Below are 15,534 nucleotides of genomic sequence, written 5' to 3'. Positions count from 1 at the left end.
CGCCGATCATCGCGTACGTCTGCCAGGAGATCCAGTCGTACTTGTCACCGGCGAAGGTGACCCAGACCAGCAGCAGGGAGACGGCGGCGGCGACGAAGAACGCGCCGGCCCAGTCGACCTTGACGTCCCGCTTCACGACCGGCAGGTGCAGGGTCTTCTGCAGCACGATCAGCGCGATGACGGCGAAGGGCACGCCGACGTAGAAGCACCAGCGCCAGCCCAGCCACGAGGTGTCGGTGATGACACCGCCGAGCAGCGGGCCGCCGACGGTGGCGACGGCGAAGGTCGCGCCGAGGTAGCCGGAGTAACGGCCCCGCTCGCGCGGCGAGATCATCGCGGCCATGACGATCTGGGCGAGCGCCGACAGACCGCCGACGCCGACGCCCTGGATGACACGGCAGGCGATCAGCATGCCGGCGTTCTGCGACAGACCGGCCGCCGCGGAGCCCAGGACGTAGATGACCAGGGCTATCTGGACGAGGATCTTCTTGCTGTACAGGTCGGCGAGCTTGCCCCAGAGCGGGGTGGTCGCGGTCATGGCCAGCAGCGAGGCGGTGACGACCCAGGTGTAGGCGGACTGGCCACCGCCCAGGTCGGTGATGATGTGCGGCAGGGCGTTGGTGACGATCGTGGACGACAGGATCGCCACGAACATGCCGAGCAGCAGGCCGGAGATGGCCTCCATGATCTGCCGGTGCGTCATCGGGGTCTGCTCGAGGGAGCCTCCCCCGTGCGGCTTGGCGTGAGCCCGCACACCGGCTGGTGTGGTCGTTGCCATGGGCTTCCTTTTCTTACGCGGGTGTACGGGTGGTCGTCGGTTCGAGTACGGGCGTGGGGGCGCGGGCGGCGGAGGTGACCGCGGCTGCGGCTGCGGCTCTGGGCTCGGCCGGGGGCTTCGCGGTGCCAGGGGCCGGTGCGGTGGCGGCGGCCGGCCGCGGGTGCGGGGCCGCTGCCCGGCAGTCGCCGAAGCTGTCCCGGAGCCGGGTCATCAGCCGGATCAGCTGGTCGACCTCCTCGTCGCTCCAGTCGCCCAGCCGCTCGGCGAGCAGCTCGGTGCTGCGCCGGGACAGTTCCACGAGGGTCGCCTCGCCCGTGGGAGTGAGGTGCAGGATGCGGGAACGCTTGTCCGCCGGGTCGGGGGAGCGCTCGATCCAGCCGCGCTCGGCGACGTGCGCCACGTGCCGGCTGGTCACGGACATGTCCACGGCGAGCAGCTCGGCGAGCTTGCTCATGCGCATGGAGCCGTGGCGGCCGAGCAGCGTCAGTACCGCCGCCGAGCCGGTCGGGCACTCGGGCGGCAGGATGCGGCCCAGGTCCCGCTTCACGGCTCCGACCGCGCTGAGCTGACGCGCCAGCTCCTCGAACTGCGCCTGCTCCGCCATCCCGCACACCTCCTCACGACCGTATTCGTTGCTTGGGGCAACCATAGAACTGCTTGGTTGCCACAGGCAAATAAATCGGCGAGGGTTGGCATAAAAACTTGGCAAAGGCAAGTATTGCGAACGTAAATGCGCAGGTGGGACGAGTCGGATGCACGGGAGGCCCCCCACTTGGGCCGGACCCCCGGATTCGCTAGTGTCTCGGCCCATGGCTAACACCCAGGGCCCCCAGGGCAACTACGACCCCGCCGGCAGCACCCAGATGTTCCGCGCGTTCGTCGACGAGGCCCCGCAGACTCCTCAGCAGACGGCGACCACCTACTCCTCCTCCGGCCCCCGCCTCGGCCTGATCCTCGGCGTCGTCGCCGCGGTGGTCGTGGTGGCGGCGGTGGCCTGGCTCGCGTTCATGTAGGACGGCTGCCGAGGCGGCCGGTACGGCGGTCACGCCGGCGTACGACGAAGAGAACCCGGGGTCGCGTGCCCCGGGCTTTCGTCCTGCTCAGCTCCAGTCGACGGACACGACCCGGGTCTCGACGTGCATGCCGAGCGGCACCCGCCAGTCGTCCACGCAGACCGTCCAGGTCCCGGCCTTGGTGGCGCCGGGCGCGACCGGGGCCGGTACGGGCTCCGTCGATGTGACCGTCGACCAGTCGATGCCCAGCAGGTCGACGATGTGCGTGCCGAGGGTGACCGTGCCGGAACGGACCGCCGTGCCACCGGAGTTGGCGAAGGTGACGGTCACCTTCTCGCACCACCGTTTGTCCGTGGCCGCGCGGGTGGGGGTGCTCCAGGTGAGGGCGGCGGGCGCGGGTGAAGGGGTGGCCGAAGGGGTGCCGGGCCGCGGTGAGCCGGCCGCCGTCGGATCGCTCCGTGGCGGCTGGGCGCCGTCGCGGTGGGAGGAGGAGCCGGGGGAACTCGTCGTGCGGGACGGCGAGATGGCCGTGGTGGTCGTGCCGGCGGCCGGTGTCGGCCCGCCCGCCGGAGCCGTCGGGCCGTCGGCCCCCTTCGCCCCGTCCACTGCCCCCTTGGCCCCGTCCAGCGGGAACAGCGTCACCGACGCCGTCGGCCGTGCCGACGTGCTCGGTGCGCCGCCTGCCGCCCCCACCGCCGTGTAGCCGCCGTCGCCGCCGCCTCCGCACGCCGTGAGCGCCGAGACCAGGCAGGCGGCGACCGCCGAGACCGCGGTGACGGTGCCCCACCGGCCGCCACGCGCCCTGCGTGGCCGCGCCGGGCCGGCCACCGGTGCCGCGGGGGTGTCGGCCCCGCGGCCACTCGGTGTCCTGCGGACCGTTGCACCGCCACTTGGCGTCCTGCGGCTCGGCGTCCGGTGAACCTGCGTCCTGCGGATCTGTGTCCTGCGGATCTGTGTCCTGCGGAGAGGCATCGCGCCAGTGTGGCTGACACTCCGTCAGTAAGGAAGCCGTAGACGCGACTTCAGTCCGAGATCAGGCCGTCGCGGAGCTGGGCCAGGGTGCGGGTCAGCAGGCGGGAGACGTGCATCTGGGAGATGCCGACCTCCTCGCCGATCTGGGACTGGGTCATGTTCGCGAAGAAGCGGAGCATGATGATCCGGCGCTCGCGGGGCGGGAGCTTGGCGAGGAGCGGCTTGAGCGACTCGCGGTACTCCACGCCCTCCAGGGCGGTGTCCTCGTAGCCGAGGCGGTCGGCCAGGGAGCCCTCGCCGCCGTCGTCCTCGGGGGCCGGGGAGTCGAGGGAGGAGGCGGTGTACGCGTTGCCGACGGCGAGGCCGTCGACCACGTCCTCCTCGGAGACGCCCAGGACGGCCGCCAGCTCCGTGACCGTCGGCGAGCGGTCCAGCTTCTGGGAGAGCTCGTCGCTGGCCTTGGTGAGGGCCAGGCGCAGCTCCTGGAGGCGGCGCGGGACGCGGACCGACCAGGAGGTGTCACGGAAGAACCGCTTGATCTCGCCGACCACGGTCGGCATCGCGAACGTGGGGAACTCCACGCCCCGTTCGCAGTCGAAGCGGTCGATCGCCTTGATCAGGCCGATGGTGCCGACCTGGACGATGTCCTCCATCGGCTCGTTGCGGCTGCGGAAGCGGGCCGCCGCGTAGCGCACGAGGGGGAGGTTGAGTTCGATCAGGGTGTCCCGGACGTAGGCACGCTCGGGGCTGTCCTCGTCGAGTGCGGCGAGCCGCAGGAACAGGGAGCGGGACAGGGTGCGGGTGTCGAGGCTCTCCGAGACGGCCGGAAGCTCCTGGGCCGGCGTGGCCTCCAGCGCCGGAGCGCCGTCGATGGCGCCCTCGATGCTGTCGAGCACGTCGATGGCTTCGAGCTCCTTGGGCGCTGCCTCGCTGTTCGTGGGCGTGAGCACCTTCGAGCTGCCCTGTTCTGCGGACATGCCACCCCCTTTGGGTCGCGGGACGGTCGCGGCGACGCTCCCCGGCGAGGAGCGGTGCCTTCACCTGAATACCGGCGCCGGGGCCCCGGCAAACGCGCTTCCCGCAGAATGTCACATGTCGGCAACACGCTGTAGTGACATGTCGACATGCAAGACGCGAATACGCCCTGGAAGAAGGGGGTCTGACGCTTTTTCGACCCTCAACTGTCGGGAAGTGCGCTGGTGAGCGATTCGCTCGCGGCGGTGATGGCTCGATCCTGTTTGCGGTTACGGTCTCACCAAGTCGCCCGGGGCGGGTCTCGGACCGGTAACGGGCCCCGGGGGCGGGGCTAGGCCTCGATGCGGTTGGCCGAGCGCAGGCGCTGGAAGCTGCGGGCCAGGAGGCGGGAGACGTGCATCTGGGAGACGCCGAGCTCCGCGCTGATCTGGGACTGGGTGAGGTTGCTGTAGTAGCGCAGCAGAAGGATCCGCTGCTCCCGCTCGGGGAGTTGGACGAGCAGGTGGCGGACCAGGTCGCGGTGTTCCACGCCGTCCAGGGCCGGGTCCTCGTAGCCGATGCGGTCGAGGAGGCCCGGCAGTCCGTCGCCCTCCTGCGCGGCCTCGAGGGAGGTCGCGTGGTACGACCGTCCGGCCTCGATGCAGGAGAGCACCTCGTCCTCGCTGATCCGCAGTCGCTCGGCGATCTCGGCGGTGGAGGGGGAGCGGCCGAAGGCGGTGGTGAGGTCCTCGGTCGCGCTGTTGACCTGGACCCACAGCTCGTGCAGCCGGCGCGGTACGTGCACGGTGCGGACGTTGTCCCGGAAGTAGCGCTTGATCTCGCCCACGACGGTCGGCATCGCGAAGGTCGGGAACTGCACGCCCCGGTCCGGGTCGAAGCGGTCGATGGCGTTGATGAGCCCGATGGTGCCGACCTGGACGACGTCCTCCATCGGCTCGTTGCGGGAGCGGAAACGGGCGGCCGCGTAGCGCACGAGCGGGAGGTTCGCCTCGATGAGCGCCGCGCGCACGCGGTTGTGCTCCGGTGTGCCCGGCTTGAGGTCCTTGAGCTGACCGAAGAGCACCTGGGTCAGCGCCCGGGTGTCGGCGCCCCGTCGCTTCTCCGGAGCGGGGGCGGCGGCTTGGGCGGGAGCGACGGGGGTCTGGGGGAGGGCCTGGGGTGAGGGCTGTGCGGGAGTCTGAGTGGGGGTCTGGGTGGGAGTCTGAGCTGGGGCGGGCGCCTCTTCCTGGGGCGGCGCAGAACTGGCCGACACGGTCAACGCCACCTCTTCATCGGTCAATCATCCGTCAAAAGCGGTCATAGCATCACAAGACATGTGCACTGTGTGCAAGCACCTGGTAACGTCGTGTTGGGTATTAATACTGGCAAGTTGAGGCATAAGGCGCAGCAAAGCCCCTCGCCGTCGTGGTGAGGGGCTCGGGATCCGGAAGCCGCCGTACGGCTCAGAATTCGTAGTCGGCGATCACCCATGTGCCGAACTCGCGCCATCGCGCCGCGGCCGCCTGGTGGGCCGGGTGTTCCAGGTACCGCTTCAGCGCGTCCCCGTCCTCGACGGCCGAGTTGATGGCGAAGTCGTACGCGACCGGGCGCTCGGTGATGTTCCAGCCGCACTCCCAGAAGCGCAGCTCCTCGATCTGGTCACCGAGGGCGGAGAAGGCCTGGGCGCCCGCGACGACGCGCGGATCGTCGCGCCCGACGCCCTCGTTGAGCTTGAAGAGGACCAGGTGACGGATCATGGGTACTCCAGGTGCGGCTACTTCGCCCCGTTGGCCAGCCAGGTGAAGAAGTCACCGACGGCCTTCGCGGCGTCCGATATGCCCTGAAAGACTATCTGGACCCAGTCTGCCGCCCTGGGCGGGTCCGTGATGATCACGTAGAGCGCGAAGATCACGAGTACGTAGACGGCGATCTTCTTGGCGTTCACCGCCACCTGGCCTCTCCCCTGTCACGTCCCCCGGGCTCCCCCGGTTGCCGGGCGCGAGTGTAACCCTCCGATCGTTTTGTATGACCAACGGCGCGATGGGTGCCGGATTTTTTTCTCCGAACCTCCGAATCTCCGAACCGTGAGCCGATCGCGTGAGCCGATCGCGTGAACCGATCGCGGGGGCCGCTCCGATGAAGGGCCGAGGCAACGGAAGCGAACCCGGGTCAACCGGAGTCGAGAGGGAGAGCGCAGATGCTGACCACCGCGATGGCCTTCGGGCTCGTCACCCTGCTGATCGTGTTCGTCGTGGCGGCGCTGCTGGACTGCGTCCGCACGCCGAGGGAGCGGGTCAGGTACGTCCCGAAGTGGCTCTGGCTGCTGTTCCTGCTCCACGCCCCGGTCTTCGGGGCCCTCGTCTGGAACTACGCGGGCAAACGGCCCGAACCGCTGGCGTAACCGAAGGAAGGGCGGCTCCGTTTAGGAGCCGCCCTTCCTTCGACAGCGGTAGCGGAGGGATTTGAACCCTCGGTGACTTGCGCCACACTCGCTTTCGAGGCGAGCTCCTTCGGCCGCTCGGACACGCTACCGAGGGAGACCTTACAGCACGGGGGGCCGTGCTCTGAAATCGGTATTCGGGGGCCGGGCAAGGCCCTGCGGGAGCGTCGGCGGATGTGTCAGCGCGTGTGTCAGCGGGTGCGGAAGAAGTCCGTGAGGAGGCGGGCGGATTCGTCCGCCAGGACGCCCTCGACGACCTCGGGGCGGTGGTTCAGGCGCCGGTCGCGGACGACGTCCCAGAGGGACCCCGCGGCGCCGGCCTTCTCGTCGCGGGCGCCGTAGACGACCCGGTCCACCCGGGACTGCACCAGGGCGCCGGCGCACATCGTGCAGGGCTCCAGCGTGACGACCAGGGTGCAGCCGGTGAGGCGCCACTCCCCGAGCGCCGCGGCGGCCCGGCGCAGGGCGAGTACCTCGGCGTGCGCGGTGGGGTCGCCGGTCGCCTCACGTTCGTTGTGCCCGGCCGCGAGGACCGTCGTACCGTCCGGGGACAGCACGACGGCGCCGACGGGGACGTCCCCGCCCCGGACGGCCCGGCCGGCCTCGTCCAGGGCGAGCCGCATCGCGGCCCGCCAGCGGTCGCGTACCGGGTCGGGGGACCCGGTTGCCTCGTGGAGGGTCAGCGGACGGTCTCCAGGACGTCGGAGGCGCCCAGGGCCTCGGCGATCTCGCCGAGCGCGTCGTCGTCCAGGGAGAGCAGTTCCTTCGCGCTCACGCCCAGGTCGTCCAGGATCGCGGCGTCGCCGACCGGGCCGGCCGGCACGGCGGAACCGTCCGCGTCGTCGTCCTCCTCGGCGTCCGGCTCACCGTCCTCGGTGCCGTCGAGGTCGAGGGAGTCGAGGACGTCGGCGTCGTCCTTGGGCTCCCTTCCGAGCAGTTCGTCGGTGAGCAGGAGCTCGCCGTACGAGCTGCGGGCGGCGGCGGCTGCGCTGGAGACGAAGACCCGGGGGTCCTCCTCGCCGTCGACGCGCACGACGCCGAACCAAGCGTCTTCCTGCTCGATGAAGACGAGCACCGTGTCGTCGGCGTCCCGCGCCGATTCCCGGGCCAGGTCGGCCAGGTCCGACAGGGTCTCCACATCGTCGAGCTCTGTGTCGCTCGCTTCCCACCCGTCTTCGGTGCGCGCGAGCAGTGCGGCGAAGTACACCGTGACTCTCCCACTGGTCTTAGGCGTGCCGGTTGGGGGTCCCCCCGGCGGAGGTTCTGGGCGGGGAGAGCTGTGCTCCGAGCCCCGCCCACTCGGAATCGTGGCAGAAACAAAGCGTTCAGGGGACGTCTTCGGCTCCCTGTGTCTGGCAGTTTTGATCGCACGTATGCAAAGAGCCATCCATGCGTCCGTCAACGCAGTCACCAGCGCACTCGTTGCCGCCACCTGCGGATCGTACGCGGGTTTTCCCGCGGGCCACGCACGGCCTTCCCCGTGACGGACCGCAACGGGCCACCAGGAGTGGATCTTTGCCGAAGGATCGGCTTCACGACTCTTGCCGCGCCCTGCCGACTCTCGGCGAGTCCTGCGGACTTCTGTCGATCTTGCCGATTTGTGGGCTCCTGCCGATTCCTACCAGCGGAACGTCCGCATGCGCATCGCGTGCCGCAGCCGGGCCGCCTTGGCGCGGCGGGGCTGGACCCGGTCGCGCAGCGCCCGCGCCTCGGCGAGCTCGCGCAGGAACCGGGACCGGCGACGCCGCCGCTCGGCCTCCGTCTCGCCCTCGGGCGCGCCGTACGCGCGGTCCGGCCGCTCGGGCGGCTCGGGAAGCTCGGGCACGCTCACATCACCCCCAGTCCGACACCTCCACTTTCCCCCGGATGGGGGGTTTGATGCCAGCGTGGGGCTGCGCGGGCCTGCGCGAGGTGGGCGGGGGCGCGGTTACTGTTGTGGACATGCGTCTCCACGTCGTCGACCACCCCCTGGTCGCTCACAAGCTCACCACGCTGCGCGACCAGCGCACCGACTCCGCGACGTTCCGGCGGCTCGCCGACGAACTGGTCACCCTGCTCGCCTACGAGGCGACGCGGGACGTGCGGACCGAGGCCGTCGACATCCAGACCCCGGTGGCCGCCACGACCGGCGTCAAGCTCGCGCGGCCGCGCCCGCTGGTGGTGCCGATCCTGCGGGCCGGGCTCGGCATGCTGGACGGCATGGTCCGGCTGCTGCCGACCGCCGAGGTGGGCTTCCTGGGCATGATCCGCAACGAGGAGACGCTCCAGGCGTCCACGTACGCCTCGCGGATGCCGGAAGATCTCTCCGGGCGCCAGGTGTACGTCCTGGACCCGATGCTGGCCACGGGCGGCACGCTGGTCGCGGCGATCCGCGAGCTCATCCGGCGTGGCGCGGACGACGTGACGGCGGTCGTCCTGCTGGCCGCGCCCGAGGGCGTCGAGCTCATGGAGCGGGAGCTGGCGGGCACGCCGGTCACGGTCGTGACGGCGGCGGTGGACGACCACCTCAACGAGCACGGCTACATCGTGCCGGGGCTGGGGGACGCGGGGGACCGGCTGTACGGGGCGGCGGAGTAGCAGCCGTCCGTTCTGTCGGGCGGGCCGAGGCCCTGTGTCCGCCGCGACGGCGGTGCCCGGCGGTCCGTTCGCTTCGGCGCCGAAGGGGTGCGGGTGCGTCGGCGGTTGCGGGTTCGTCGTGGGTCGTCGCGCAGTTCCTTCCCCAGCCTTCGGCCGGGGGTACCTCCAGCGCCCCTTCAGGGCGCCTTCGCCCGCCCTCTTCTCCCGCCGCCCCATCGCTCGGCCAGGACGGCCGAGTTCGGCGGTGCCCTGCTTTCAGCAGGTCTTCTTCGTCGTTGACGCCGTAGGCCTGGGGGCGGACAGGGCTGTGATGGCCTTTGTGGCGGTGGCCTGGGGGGTCAGGGCCTTGAAGGCGTTGCCGATGATCAGGTCCACGGCGGCGCCCTTGCGGCCCGCCTCCGTGCGCTGGTCGGCTGCAGTCACCTGGGTGGCGAGGACCGGGAGTGAGGTCTTCAGGGCCGTGGCCGGGCCCAGCAGTATCGCCGTGCCCTTGACCTTCTGGTCGAACTTCGCCGGCGCGTTGCCGACGTTGCCGATCTTGAAGCCGCGCTTCTTCAGTTCGTCGGCGGTGTCCTTGGCCAGGCCCGTGCGGGTCGTGGCGTTGTAGACGTTCACCGTGATCTGGGCCGGCTTCGGCAGCACCGTTGCCGACGTTCCGGCCACGGGGCTCGCGCTGGCGGCGGCCTGTTTGACGCAGTCTCCCGCCGAGCCGGCCGCCGAGGCCGTCCCCCCGCCGCCCGTGAAGACGTCGATGAGCTGCAGGCTGCCCCAGCCGACCAGGCCGAGCGCGGCGACGGAGGCGACCACGGAGAGGACGAGCCGGGCACGCCGTCGGCGCGGGCGCATGCGAGGGTATTTGTCCCCAGTGATCCGGTACTGGCCGCCCATGCCGGGGGGAGTCAGCATGCTCATGAGCGCAGCGTAGTGCGCCACGGGTGCGTTGACTAATAGATGATCATCCGACGTCGCACGGTCCGACCCGAAAGGGCCAACCGGCGGCAAATGCCCGGCGGCTGGCGGGTGATCAGTCGAGTTCGAGCACGCGTGCGTGCAGCACCTGGCGCTGCTGGAGGGCGGCGCGGACCGCGCGGTGCAGCCCGTCCTCCAGGTACAGGTCGCCCTGCCACTTCACGACGTGCGCGAAGAGGTCGCCGTAGAACGTCGAGTCCTCGGCGAGGAGGGTCTCCAGGTCGAGCTGCCCCTTGGTCGTCACGAGCTGATCGAGGCGGACCGGGCGCGGTGCGACGTCCGCCCACTGCCGGGTGCTCTCCCGGCCGTGGTCGGGGTACGGCCGGCCGTTTCCGATGCGCTTGAAGATCACACGGAAAGCCTACCGGTCCAGACGTTCCGGGCGCAGCCATGGCGACCGAGTGCGACGCTGGAAAAGACAGCGTAAAGGTCATCAAGCGGCCTAAACGGGAACAGGGGGTCCGATGATGAGTCCCGGTGCGGCCGACGAAGCCGGTGCCCCGGCCGCGGGCGGCACGGACCCCGCGGGCGTCGGCGATCCCGTGGTCGCCGAGATCGCCGCCGGGTACGCCTTCGCCGGTCAGACGCTGGATCTCGGCGCCGTTCTCCGGGACGGCCGATGCTTTCCGGACGCGCCGGTCCGCATCCCGCTCCCCATGCTCAACCGCCACGGCCTGGTCGCCGGCGCCACCGGCACCGGCAAGACCAAGACACTCCAGCTGATCGCCGAGCAGCTCTCGGCGCACGGCGTCCCGGTGTTCCTCACGGACGTCAAGGGCGACCTGTCCGGTGTCGCGCGGCCCGGGCGGGCGGACGACAGGGTCAGGGGCCGGGCTGCCGAGGTCGGCGCGCAGTGGACGGCGACCGGTTTCCCCGCTGAGTTCCTCGCGCTCGGCGGCCTCGGCCACGGCATCCCCGTCCGTGCGACGATCACCAGCTTCGGCCCGCTGCTGCTCGCCAAGGTGCTCCAGCTCAACCGGACCCAGGAACAGTCCCTCGGCCTGATCTTCCACTACGCCGACACCAAGGGCCTGGAGCTGATCGACCTCAAGGACCTCAGGGCGGTGGTCGCCTTCCTCACCTCCGCCGAGGGCAAGGCCGAACTGAAGGACATCGGAGGGCTGTCGACGGCCACGGCCGGGGTGATCCTGCGCTCGCTCACCGCCTTCGAGGCCCAGGGCATGGCCGACTTCTTCGGCGAGCCGGAGTTCGACACGGCCGACCTCCTGCGCACGGCACCGGACGGCCGCGGCATCGTCTCGGTCCTCGAACTCCCCGCCGTCCAGGACAAGCCCCTCCTCTTCTCCACCTTCCTGATGTGGCTGCTCGCCGACCTGTTCCACGACCTCCCCGAGATCGGCGACGCCGACCGGCCCAGGCTGGTCTTCTTCTTCGACGAGGCGCACCTGCTGTTCGACGACGCCTCGAAGGCGTTCCTGGACTCGATCACGCAGACCGTGCGCCTCATTCGCTCGAAAGGGGTCGGCGTCTTCTTGGCTTCCGATACTTTCTCCCTATGAAAGCAACCGCACGGCAGCGGGCCGGGGGGTACATCCGGCAGAGCCAGGAACGCCAGGACAAGTCCGAGGGGTCGCCGCGCGCTCAGCGCGAGGCGTGCCGTGCCGAGGCGACGAGACGGGGGTACGAGTACGTCGGTGACTACGAGGACAGGGACCTGTCCGGCTACAAGATCGGGGTCGTCCGGCCGGAGTTCGAGCGGATGCTGACCGATGCCCGATCCGGGCGACTGGACGTGATCATCGTTCACTACGTGAGCCGGTTCTCACGGCAGCGTCCCGAGGACGCGATCCCTGTAGTGATGGAGTTGCACCGGCTCGGTGTCACGATCGTCTCGGCCAACGAAGGCGACTTCCCGCCGGGCGACACGATGAAGCTGATCATGCTCATCATGCGGCTGGACCAGGCCCACGAGGAGAGCGCCAACAAGTCCAAGGCGGTCAAAGGGACGAAGAAGATCCTCCGTGACGCCGGTTCATGGGTCGGGGGACTTCCACCGTACGGATACGCGACGGAGGAAGTCAGGGAAGGCGGATTGACGCTCCGGAAGCTCGTGATCGTCGAGGACGAGGCGGAAGTGATCCGCGATGTCGTCCACACGATCTTGAAGCACAAGGACCGACCGGCGGAGGCGGGGCGCCGCAACCCCGGATCGCTGGCGGGCGTCTGCGCCGACCTGAACGCACGAGGTGTGCCGACGAAGACCGCACGTCTGAACGGCAAGTGGCGGGGCGCTGTGACCGTCAGTACTCCGGGCCGGAGCAAGCCGCCGCAGTGGGAGGTTACGACCCTCAAACGGATCTTGCAGGACCCGCGCATGATCGGCCATGCGGTCGAGCCGATCTACGAGCGCAAGGAGACCAAGGACGGAGCGATCCGCGAACAGATCACGGGGTACCGCACGATCCGTGACCCCGAGACACAGGAGCCCGTGATCAGTCACGGCGCCATCCTTGAGCCCGCCGACTGGCACGCGGTTCAGGCGTGGCTGGCAACCCGTGGACGCGGGAGGGGCCTCAATCGGGGCAGCACTCTGCTCAGCGGGCTTTCGGTGCTCTTCTGCGAATGCGGCTTCACGATGTCGAGCAACGGCGTCAAGAGCGCCACAGCGTCCTACCGGTGCTCTCGGCCCAAGGGTTCCGACGAAGGACACACCGGCGGGAACAGCATCAAGCGCGAACACGTCGAAGACCACGTTGCCCGTGCCGTTCTGGCGAAGGTGTCGAGCGCGGACGAGGACGACCCCGAGACGCTCGAACTGATCGAGGAGGCAACCCGGCGGTTCGCGGCCACCATCGCGAGCCCTGAACTGGTCACCGAGCGAGCCGAGGTCGTCATGAGGAAGAAGGATCGCGAAGCAGCGTTGAACGCGCTCTACGACGACTTGGACAACGACGTCTACAGCGGGCCCATCGGCCGCGAGCGCTTCAAGGAGAAGAAGGCGGAGCTGGAACGAGAGATCGAGCGGCTGGAGTCACGCATCACGGAGCTGTCCCGAGTGGAGATGCCCGCTCTTCCCATCGAGCAATGGGTAGGAGGCGACGAGCCGGACGGAGATCCCATCGGGCCGGGTTCGTGGTGGCACTCGGCGAGCCATGAAGAGAAGCGGTCTTTTCTGCGACTGTTCGTGGACCGGATCGTTGTCGCGAAGGCCGAGTCACGCGGGAACAGATGGGAGGAGTACGACGCAGGCAAGCGTGTAGCGATCGACTGGGCCAAGAAGCCCGCCACCTCTGACGCGTGACACGTCTCTGAACGCCGATCAGCCCCGTCCAGGTAGGCCCGGACGGGGCTGTTCGCTGCCTGCTGGCAGTTGCCTACGTGGCTTCACCGACCTCATCAGGAAGGAGGAGCGGTTGTCGGTACTTGGTTCTGTGCCCAGCCATTACGTCGAATTCGGCGACGGTGAGTGAGAGACCGCAGATCAACTTGCTCTGAGCAGAGTTCATGAGAGCAAGGGCCGAGGCGACGGATTCGGCAAATTTCCACGAGATGGAGTGCATTCGGAAATCTCCGAGGTCGGGCATCTTGTCAATTCGAAAGAGAATCTCGGTGTTGGGCTGTGGACCGAGCCGGCTCCGGGCCCACGATTTTCGATCCTTGGCCGATTCCGGGCACCCGCAAGGCTCACCTTTCATCTCGTGTGGTGACAGGAACTGTTGCCCGTCGCAGTGGTGAACCAGGCCTTTATGACCCCATTTTCTCATGTCGCTTGTGATGCAGTGTGGTCCCTCAAGGGTTATCCGAACGTTCGAAGCGTCTGTCAGAACTTCGAAGTGATCGGCACTGGTGGTCTGCCAATGCTGCGGAGAGCCGCCGAAGAGACGGGCGACAGCTGCCGCCGATTCCTGGGTGCGGGTCGTGACGCGCCAACTCGACAGCGCCTGTGGACGGTTGTCGACCAAACGCCCGAATCGGAACCACCCGGCGAACTGGTCAATCACTCGACCACCGCCCTTCACCTTCCATCGCCTCGCGGGCGAGTCGGCGGTTCAAGGCATGGTCTTCGGCGATTCCGACAGCGATCCCGGTTTCCCCGGGGGTGTAGCCGGAGCCGACGAAGCGCCAGGTGGATTCCGTGACCATGTCCTCTTCCCTCCGCGTGTCGCCCCTTTGGTGTTCAGCGCGGTCGGCACGCAGTGCGCCGTACGTGGTGGAGTAGCGGCGGGACTTGGTGAGGATGTGGCCCCGGTAGCCGAGGCTGTGAGCCCAGGTACGCAGCCGGAGGTGTTGCAGTTCGGCCAGGCCACCCAGGCGCCAGCAGGTACCCATGAGGGCGCGTACATGGCTGTTGACGACCGCTGTACGGATCTCTTCCGGGCTGGCGACCCGGTAGTCCAGCCCGGCCGCCGTCTCGGCCGCGCCCTTGGTGACGTACTTGGCCACGTACCCAGCGACCGCTACATCTGACGGGACGTCACCATCGGGGAGGGGCCGAATGGGGTGGGCGTCGAACTGCCCGCCCCAGCCCAGCCTTTCGGTGCCGTAGGCGTCGGAGTCCGGCACCGTGACGAAGGTGGACGCGGCGGCATGCTCGACCCCGTCCAAGAGCAGGTCTTCTGTGGCCCAGGCCGGAGCGGACGAGCCGGGACCGGCCGGACCGTCCAGCCGTACGACGGCACGGAAGTGTACGGCCGCGCGCCGTTGGAACTCGGCGACCTTGGCGAAGGACACCACCAGGTGGTCAGCGAGCTTCGAGCGTGGTACCCCACCGGCCGAGGCCAGATGGCGACGCACGGCAGTGGTGAACCGGTCCCACAGCCGCCCGGCATGCGCGTGCCACAGCACATGGCCTGTGTAGTCGTAGCAGTCCGGGCACAGTGGCAGGCCGACCAGCGGGTCGTCCTCGGTGTGCACCAGGCCGCAGCCGAGCCGCCGCGCATGCTCACAGCGCGGATCATCCCGGCGGGGTCGGCAGTGTTCCCCGTCGAGCACGCGATGCACCGGCCCGAATGACGGGGCGGTCAGGGTGACGAACAGCCGGGGCCGCTCGCTCACCGCGTCGGGCACACCCTTGCCGCCGGACAGGCCCGCACGGACGAGTTGGAAGGTGTCCCCGGCATGCAGGCGGGAGCACGGCTCACACACCGAGGCACGCCGGTTACGGCAGCGCACGGCCAGTCGCTCACCGGGCTCCCCAGCGGTCGAGTAGGACGAGATCACCTCACCTGTGACGGCATCGCGGGTGACCGTGGACCCGGACAGGTAAATGGGGTTGGCGCAGCCGCCAATAGCTTTGATCTGCTCTTGCCAGCGTGAAAAGAGCGGATCGTTGATGAGCCGTATACGGTCACGGTCCACCTCTGAGAGAGCTTGCAGACGTTGTTCGCGCGCCAGCACGTCGGAACGCTCGGCCAGAACGGACGATACGACGGACGGGCGGGTTTTGCGTGTGATGCTGTTGCCGGATTCGGCAGACATGACGCGGCCTCCAGAGCCTGAAATCGGGAAGTAGGTAGCGGGTGTCCATGGCTTCTCTCCTTTGCGCTTACAGGGCGCTTATCCTGCGTACGCCCTGATCAGGCGCAGCCAACTTGCCTTCGAATTATATGAGTTGCCGCCGACAGAGGCCCGTGGTTTTTCGGGGCGAAGTCCCATCTGATCGCCGGGGGCGACAGGTATTCCGTACCGAAATCGACCGGAGCGGGAATCACCTCAGCAGGTGCCCAACTCCGGGCGGGGGTGGTATGTCAACCGAATTACCGCCGGGGAGCAGGCATCTGGATGCGTGGCCAGGACGAGGGTTTCCCGGATCCGGATGCGGTGGCCGAGCGTGTCTGCTCGACCGGCTGCGCCTCGCGCCATGCGCCCAG

18 protein-coding genes, 1 tRNA gene and 1 pseudogene are annotated in these 15,534 nt (G+C 69.0%); 5 read left to right on the top strand and 15 right to left on the bottom strand.

Annotation, left to right across the window (positions count from 1 at the left end; genetic code table 11):
* Positions 1-778, bottom strand: a 778-nt coding sequence (locus JF597_RS37580) for an MFS transporter (RefSeq protein WP_294006526.1), incomplete at its 3' end; no start/stop codon positions are given.
* 13 nt (positions 779-791) lie between these two features.
* Entirely contained in the window at positions 792-1,382 is a 591-nt protein-coding gene (locus tag JF597_RS37575) for a MarR family transcriptional regulator (RefSeq protein ID WP_294006523.1), read from the bottom strand.
* A gap of 205 nt (positions 1,383-1,587) precedes the next feature.
* On the opposite strand from JF597_RS37575, the gene JF597_RS37570 reads away from it, so the two are divergent.
* Positions 1,588-1,791 carry a hypothetical protein gene (locus JF597_RS37570; protein ID WP_294006520.1) on the top strand — a complete coding sequence of 68 codons (204 nt, stop codon included), beginning with the start codon at positions 1,588-1,590 and terminating at the stop codon, positions 1,789-1,791.
* An 87-nt stretch (positions 1,792-1,878) separates the two neighbouring features.
* On the opposite strand, the gene JF597_RS37565 is transcribed toward JF597_RS37570, so the two are convergent.
* The 5 genes from JF597_RS37565 to JF597_RS37545 all read right to left on the bottom strand — a co-directional run bounded on the left by JF597_RS37565 (position 1,879) and on the right by JF597_RS37545 (position 5,668).
* A complete protein-coding gene (locus tag JF597_RS37565) occupies positions 1,879-2,619 on the bottom strand; it encodes a hypothetical protein (protein ID WP_294006517.1) in 741 nt (246 codons plus the stop codon).
* A 194-nt stretch (positions 2,620-2,813) separates the two neighbouring features.
* Positions 2,814-3,740 carry an RNA polymerase sigma factor SigF gene (locus tag JF597_RS37560; protein WP_294006514.1) on the bottom strand — a complete coding sequence of 309 codons (927 nt, stop codon included), beginning with the start codon at positions 3,738-3,740 and terminating at the stop codon, positions 2,814-2,816.
* Between the two features lie 329 nt (positions 3,741-4,069).
* Positions 4,070-4,990 (bottom strand): RNA polymerase sigma factor SigF, encoded by a 921-nt coding sequence (locus JF597_RS37555; protein ID WP_294006511.1) that lies wholly within the window; start codon positions 4,988-4,990, stop codon positions 4,070-4,072.
* 190 nt (positions 4,991-5,180) lie between these two features.
* Positions 5,181-5,474: a Dabb family protein gene (locus tag JF597_RS37550; RefSeq protein WP_294006508.1), complete on the bottom strand. Its 294-nt coding sequence runs from the start codon at positions 5,472-5,474 to the stop codon at positions 5,181-5,183.
* A gap of 17 nt (positions 5,475-5,491) precedes the next feature.
* Positions 5,492-5,668 (bottom strand): hypothetical protein, encoded by a 177-nt coding sequence (locus JF597_RS37545; protein ID WP_294006505.1) that lies wholly within the window; start codon positions 5,666-5,668, stop codon positions 5,492-5,494.
* 246 nt (positions 5,669-5,914) lie between these two features.
* Here JF597_RS37545 and JF597_RS37540 point away from each other — a divergent pair, with 246 nt between their 5' ends.
* Positions 5,915-6,118, top strand: a complete 204-nt coding sequence (locus JF597_RS37540) for a PLDc N-terminal domain-containing protein (protein WP_294006502.1) — start codon at positions 5,915-5,917, stop codon at positions 6,116-6,118.
* A 46-nt stretch (positions 6,119-6,164) separates the two neighbouring features.
* On the opposite strand, the gene JF597_RS37535 is transcribed toward JF597_RS37540, so the two are convergent.
* From JF597_RS37535 to JF597_RS37520, 4 genes are all read right to left on the bottom strand, one after another.
* Positions 6,165-6,249: transfer RNA gene (locus tag JF597_RS37535), tRNA-Ser, on the bottom strand.
* A gap of 99 nt (positions 6,250-6,348) precedes the next feature.
* Positions 6,349-6,780, bottom strand: a complete 432-nt coding sequence (gene tadA / locus JF597_RS37530; protein WP_294006499.1) for a tRNA adenosine(34) deaminase TadA — start codon at positions 6,778-6,780, stop codon at positions 6,349-6,351.
* Positions 6,781-6,836: 56 nt separating this feature from the next.
* Positions 6,837-7,364, bottom strand: a complete 528-nt coding sequence (locus tag JF597_RS37525; RefSeq protein ID WP_294006496.1) for a hypothetical protein — start codon at positions 7,362-7,364, stop codon at positions 6,837-6,839.
* A gap of 411 nt (positions 7,365-7,775) precedes the next feature.
* A complete protein-coding gene (locus JF597_RS37520) occupies positions 7,776-7,982 on the bottom strand; it encodes a hypothetical protein (RefSeq protein ID WP_294006493.1) in 207 nt (68 codons plus the stop codon).
* Between the two features lie 116 nt (positions 7,983-8,098).
* Between JF597_RS37520 and upp the strand changes: the two genes are divergently transcribed.
* Positions 8,099-8,734 (top strand): uracil phosphoribosyltransferase, encoded by a 636-nt coding sequence (gene upp / locus JF597_RS37515; RefSeq protein ID WP_189262743.1) that lies wholly within the window; start codon positions 8,099-8,101, stop codon positions 8,732-8,734.
* 255 nt (positions 8,735-8,989) lie between these two features.
* On the opposite strand, the gene JF597_RS37510 is transcribed toward upp, so the two are convergent.
* Together JF597_RS37510 and JF597_RS37505 are read right to left on the bottom strand one after the other, a co-directional pair.
* On the bottom strand, positions 8,990-9,646 hold the full coding sequence (locus JF597_RS37510; RefSeq protein WP_294006488.1) for a LytR C-terminal domain-containing protein: 657 nt from the start codon (positions 9,644-9,646) through the stop codon (positions 8,990-8,992).
* Positions 9,647-9,758: 112 nt separating this feature from the next.
* Positions 9,759-10,055: a type II toxin-antitoxin system VapB family antitoxin gene (locus JF597_RS37505; protein WP_003999914.1), complete on the bottom strand. Its 297-nt coding sequence runs from the start codon at positions 10,053-10,055 to the stop codon at positions 9,759-9,761.
* 112 nt (positions 10,056-10,167) lie between these two features.
* On the opposite strand from JF597_RS37505, the pseudogene JF597_RS37500 reads away from it, so the two are divergent.
* Together JF597_RS37500 and JF597_RS37495 are read left to right on the top strand one after the other, a co-directional pair.
* A pseudogene (locus tag JF597_RS37500) lies at positions 10,168-11,196 on the top strand (helicase HerA-like domain-containing protein); the annotation flags it as partial.
* Positions 11,197-11,219: 23 nt separating this feature from the next.
* Entirely contained in the window at positions 11,220-12,965 is a 1,746-nt protein-coding gene (locus tag JF597_RS37495) for a recombinase family protein (protein WP_294006419.1), read from the top strand.
* 73 nt (positions 12,966-13,038) lie between these two features.
* Here JF597_RS37495 and JF597_RS37490 read toward each other — a convergent pair whose 3' ends face one another.
* Both JF597_RS37490 and JF597_RS37485 read right to left on the bottom strand, forming a co-directional pair.
* A complete protein-coding gene (locus JF597_RS37490) occupies positions 13,039-13,665 on the bottom strand; it encodes a hypothetical protein (RefSeq protein ID WP_294006417.1) in 627 nt (208 codons plus the stop codon).
* The gene (locus JF597_RS37485; protein ID WP_366916499.1) at positions 13,658-15,142 is read right to left on the bottom strand and encodes a replication initiator; all 1,485 of its coding nucleotides are present in this window, start codon (positions 15,140-15,142) and stop codon (positions 13,658-13,660) included. Before JF597_RS37485 ends, JF597_RS37490 begins: the two co-directional genes overlap by 8 nt.
* Positions 15,143-15,534: the final 392 nt, after the last annotated feature.

This window comes from Streptomyces sp. (assembly GCF_019510245.1).
GTDB lineage: Bacteria > Actinomycetota > Actinomycetes > Streptomycetales > Streptomycetaceae > Streptomyces.
The sequence above is the reverse complement of the archived record's forward strand: the minus strand, read 5'-3'. Positions and strand labels throughout refer to the sequence as shown.

Coding starts and splice junctions, on each gene's coding strand:
- JF597_RS37540 (WP_294006502.1), top strand. CDS start 5,915: ATGCTGACCACCGCGATGGCCTTCGGGCTCGTCACCCTGCTGATCGTG.
- JF597_RS37570 (WP_294006520.1), top strand. CDS start 1,588: ATGGCTAACACCCAGGGCCCCCAGGGCAACTACGACCCCGCCGGCAGC.
- JF597_RS37510 (WP_294006488.1), bottom strand. CDS start 9,646: ATGAGCATGCTGACTCCCCCCGGCATGGGCGGCCAGTACCGGATCACT.
- upp (WP_189262743.1), top strand. CDS start 8,099: ATGCGTCTCCACGTCGTCGACCACCCCCTGGTCGCTCACAAGCTCACC.
- tadA (WP_294006499.1), bottom strand. CDS start 6,780: ATGCGGCTCGCCCTGGACGAGGCCGGCCGGGCCGTCCGGGGCGGGGAC.
- JF597_RS37550 (WP_294006508.1), bottom strand. CDS start 5,474: ATGATCCGTCACCTGGTCCTCTTCAAGCTCAACGAGGGCGTCGGGCGC.
- JF597_RS37575 (WP_294006523.1), bottom strand. CDS start 1,382: ATGGCGGAGCAGGCGCAGTTCGAGGAGCTGGCGCGTCAGCTCAGCGCG.
- JF597_RS37560 (WP_294006514.1), bottom strand. CDS start 3,740: ATGTCCGCAGAACAGGGCAGCTCGAAGGTGCTCACGCCCACGAACAGC.
- JF597_RS37485 (WP_366916499.1), bottom strand. CDS start 15,142: ATGTCTGCCGAATCCGGCAACAGCATCACACGCAAAACCCGCCCGTCC.
- JF597_RS37495 (WP_294006419.1), top strand. CDS start 11,220: ATGAAAGCAACCGCACGGCAGCGGGCCGGGGGGTACATCCGGCAGAGC.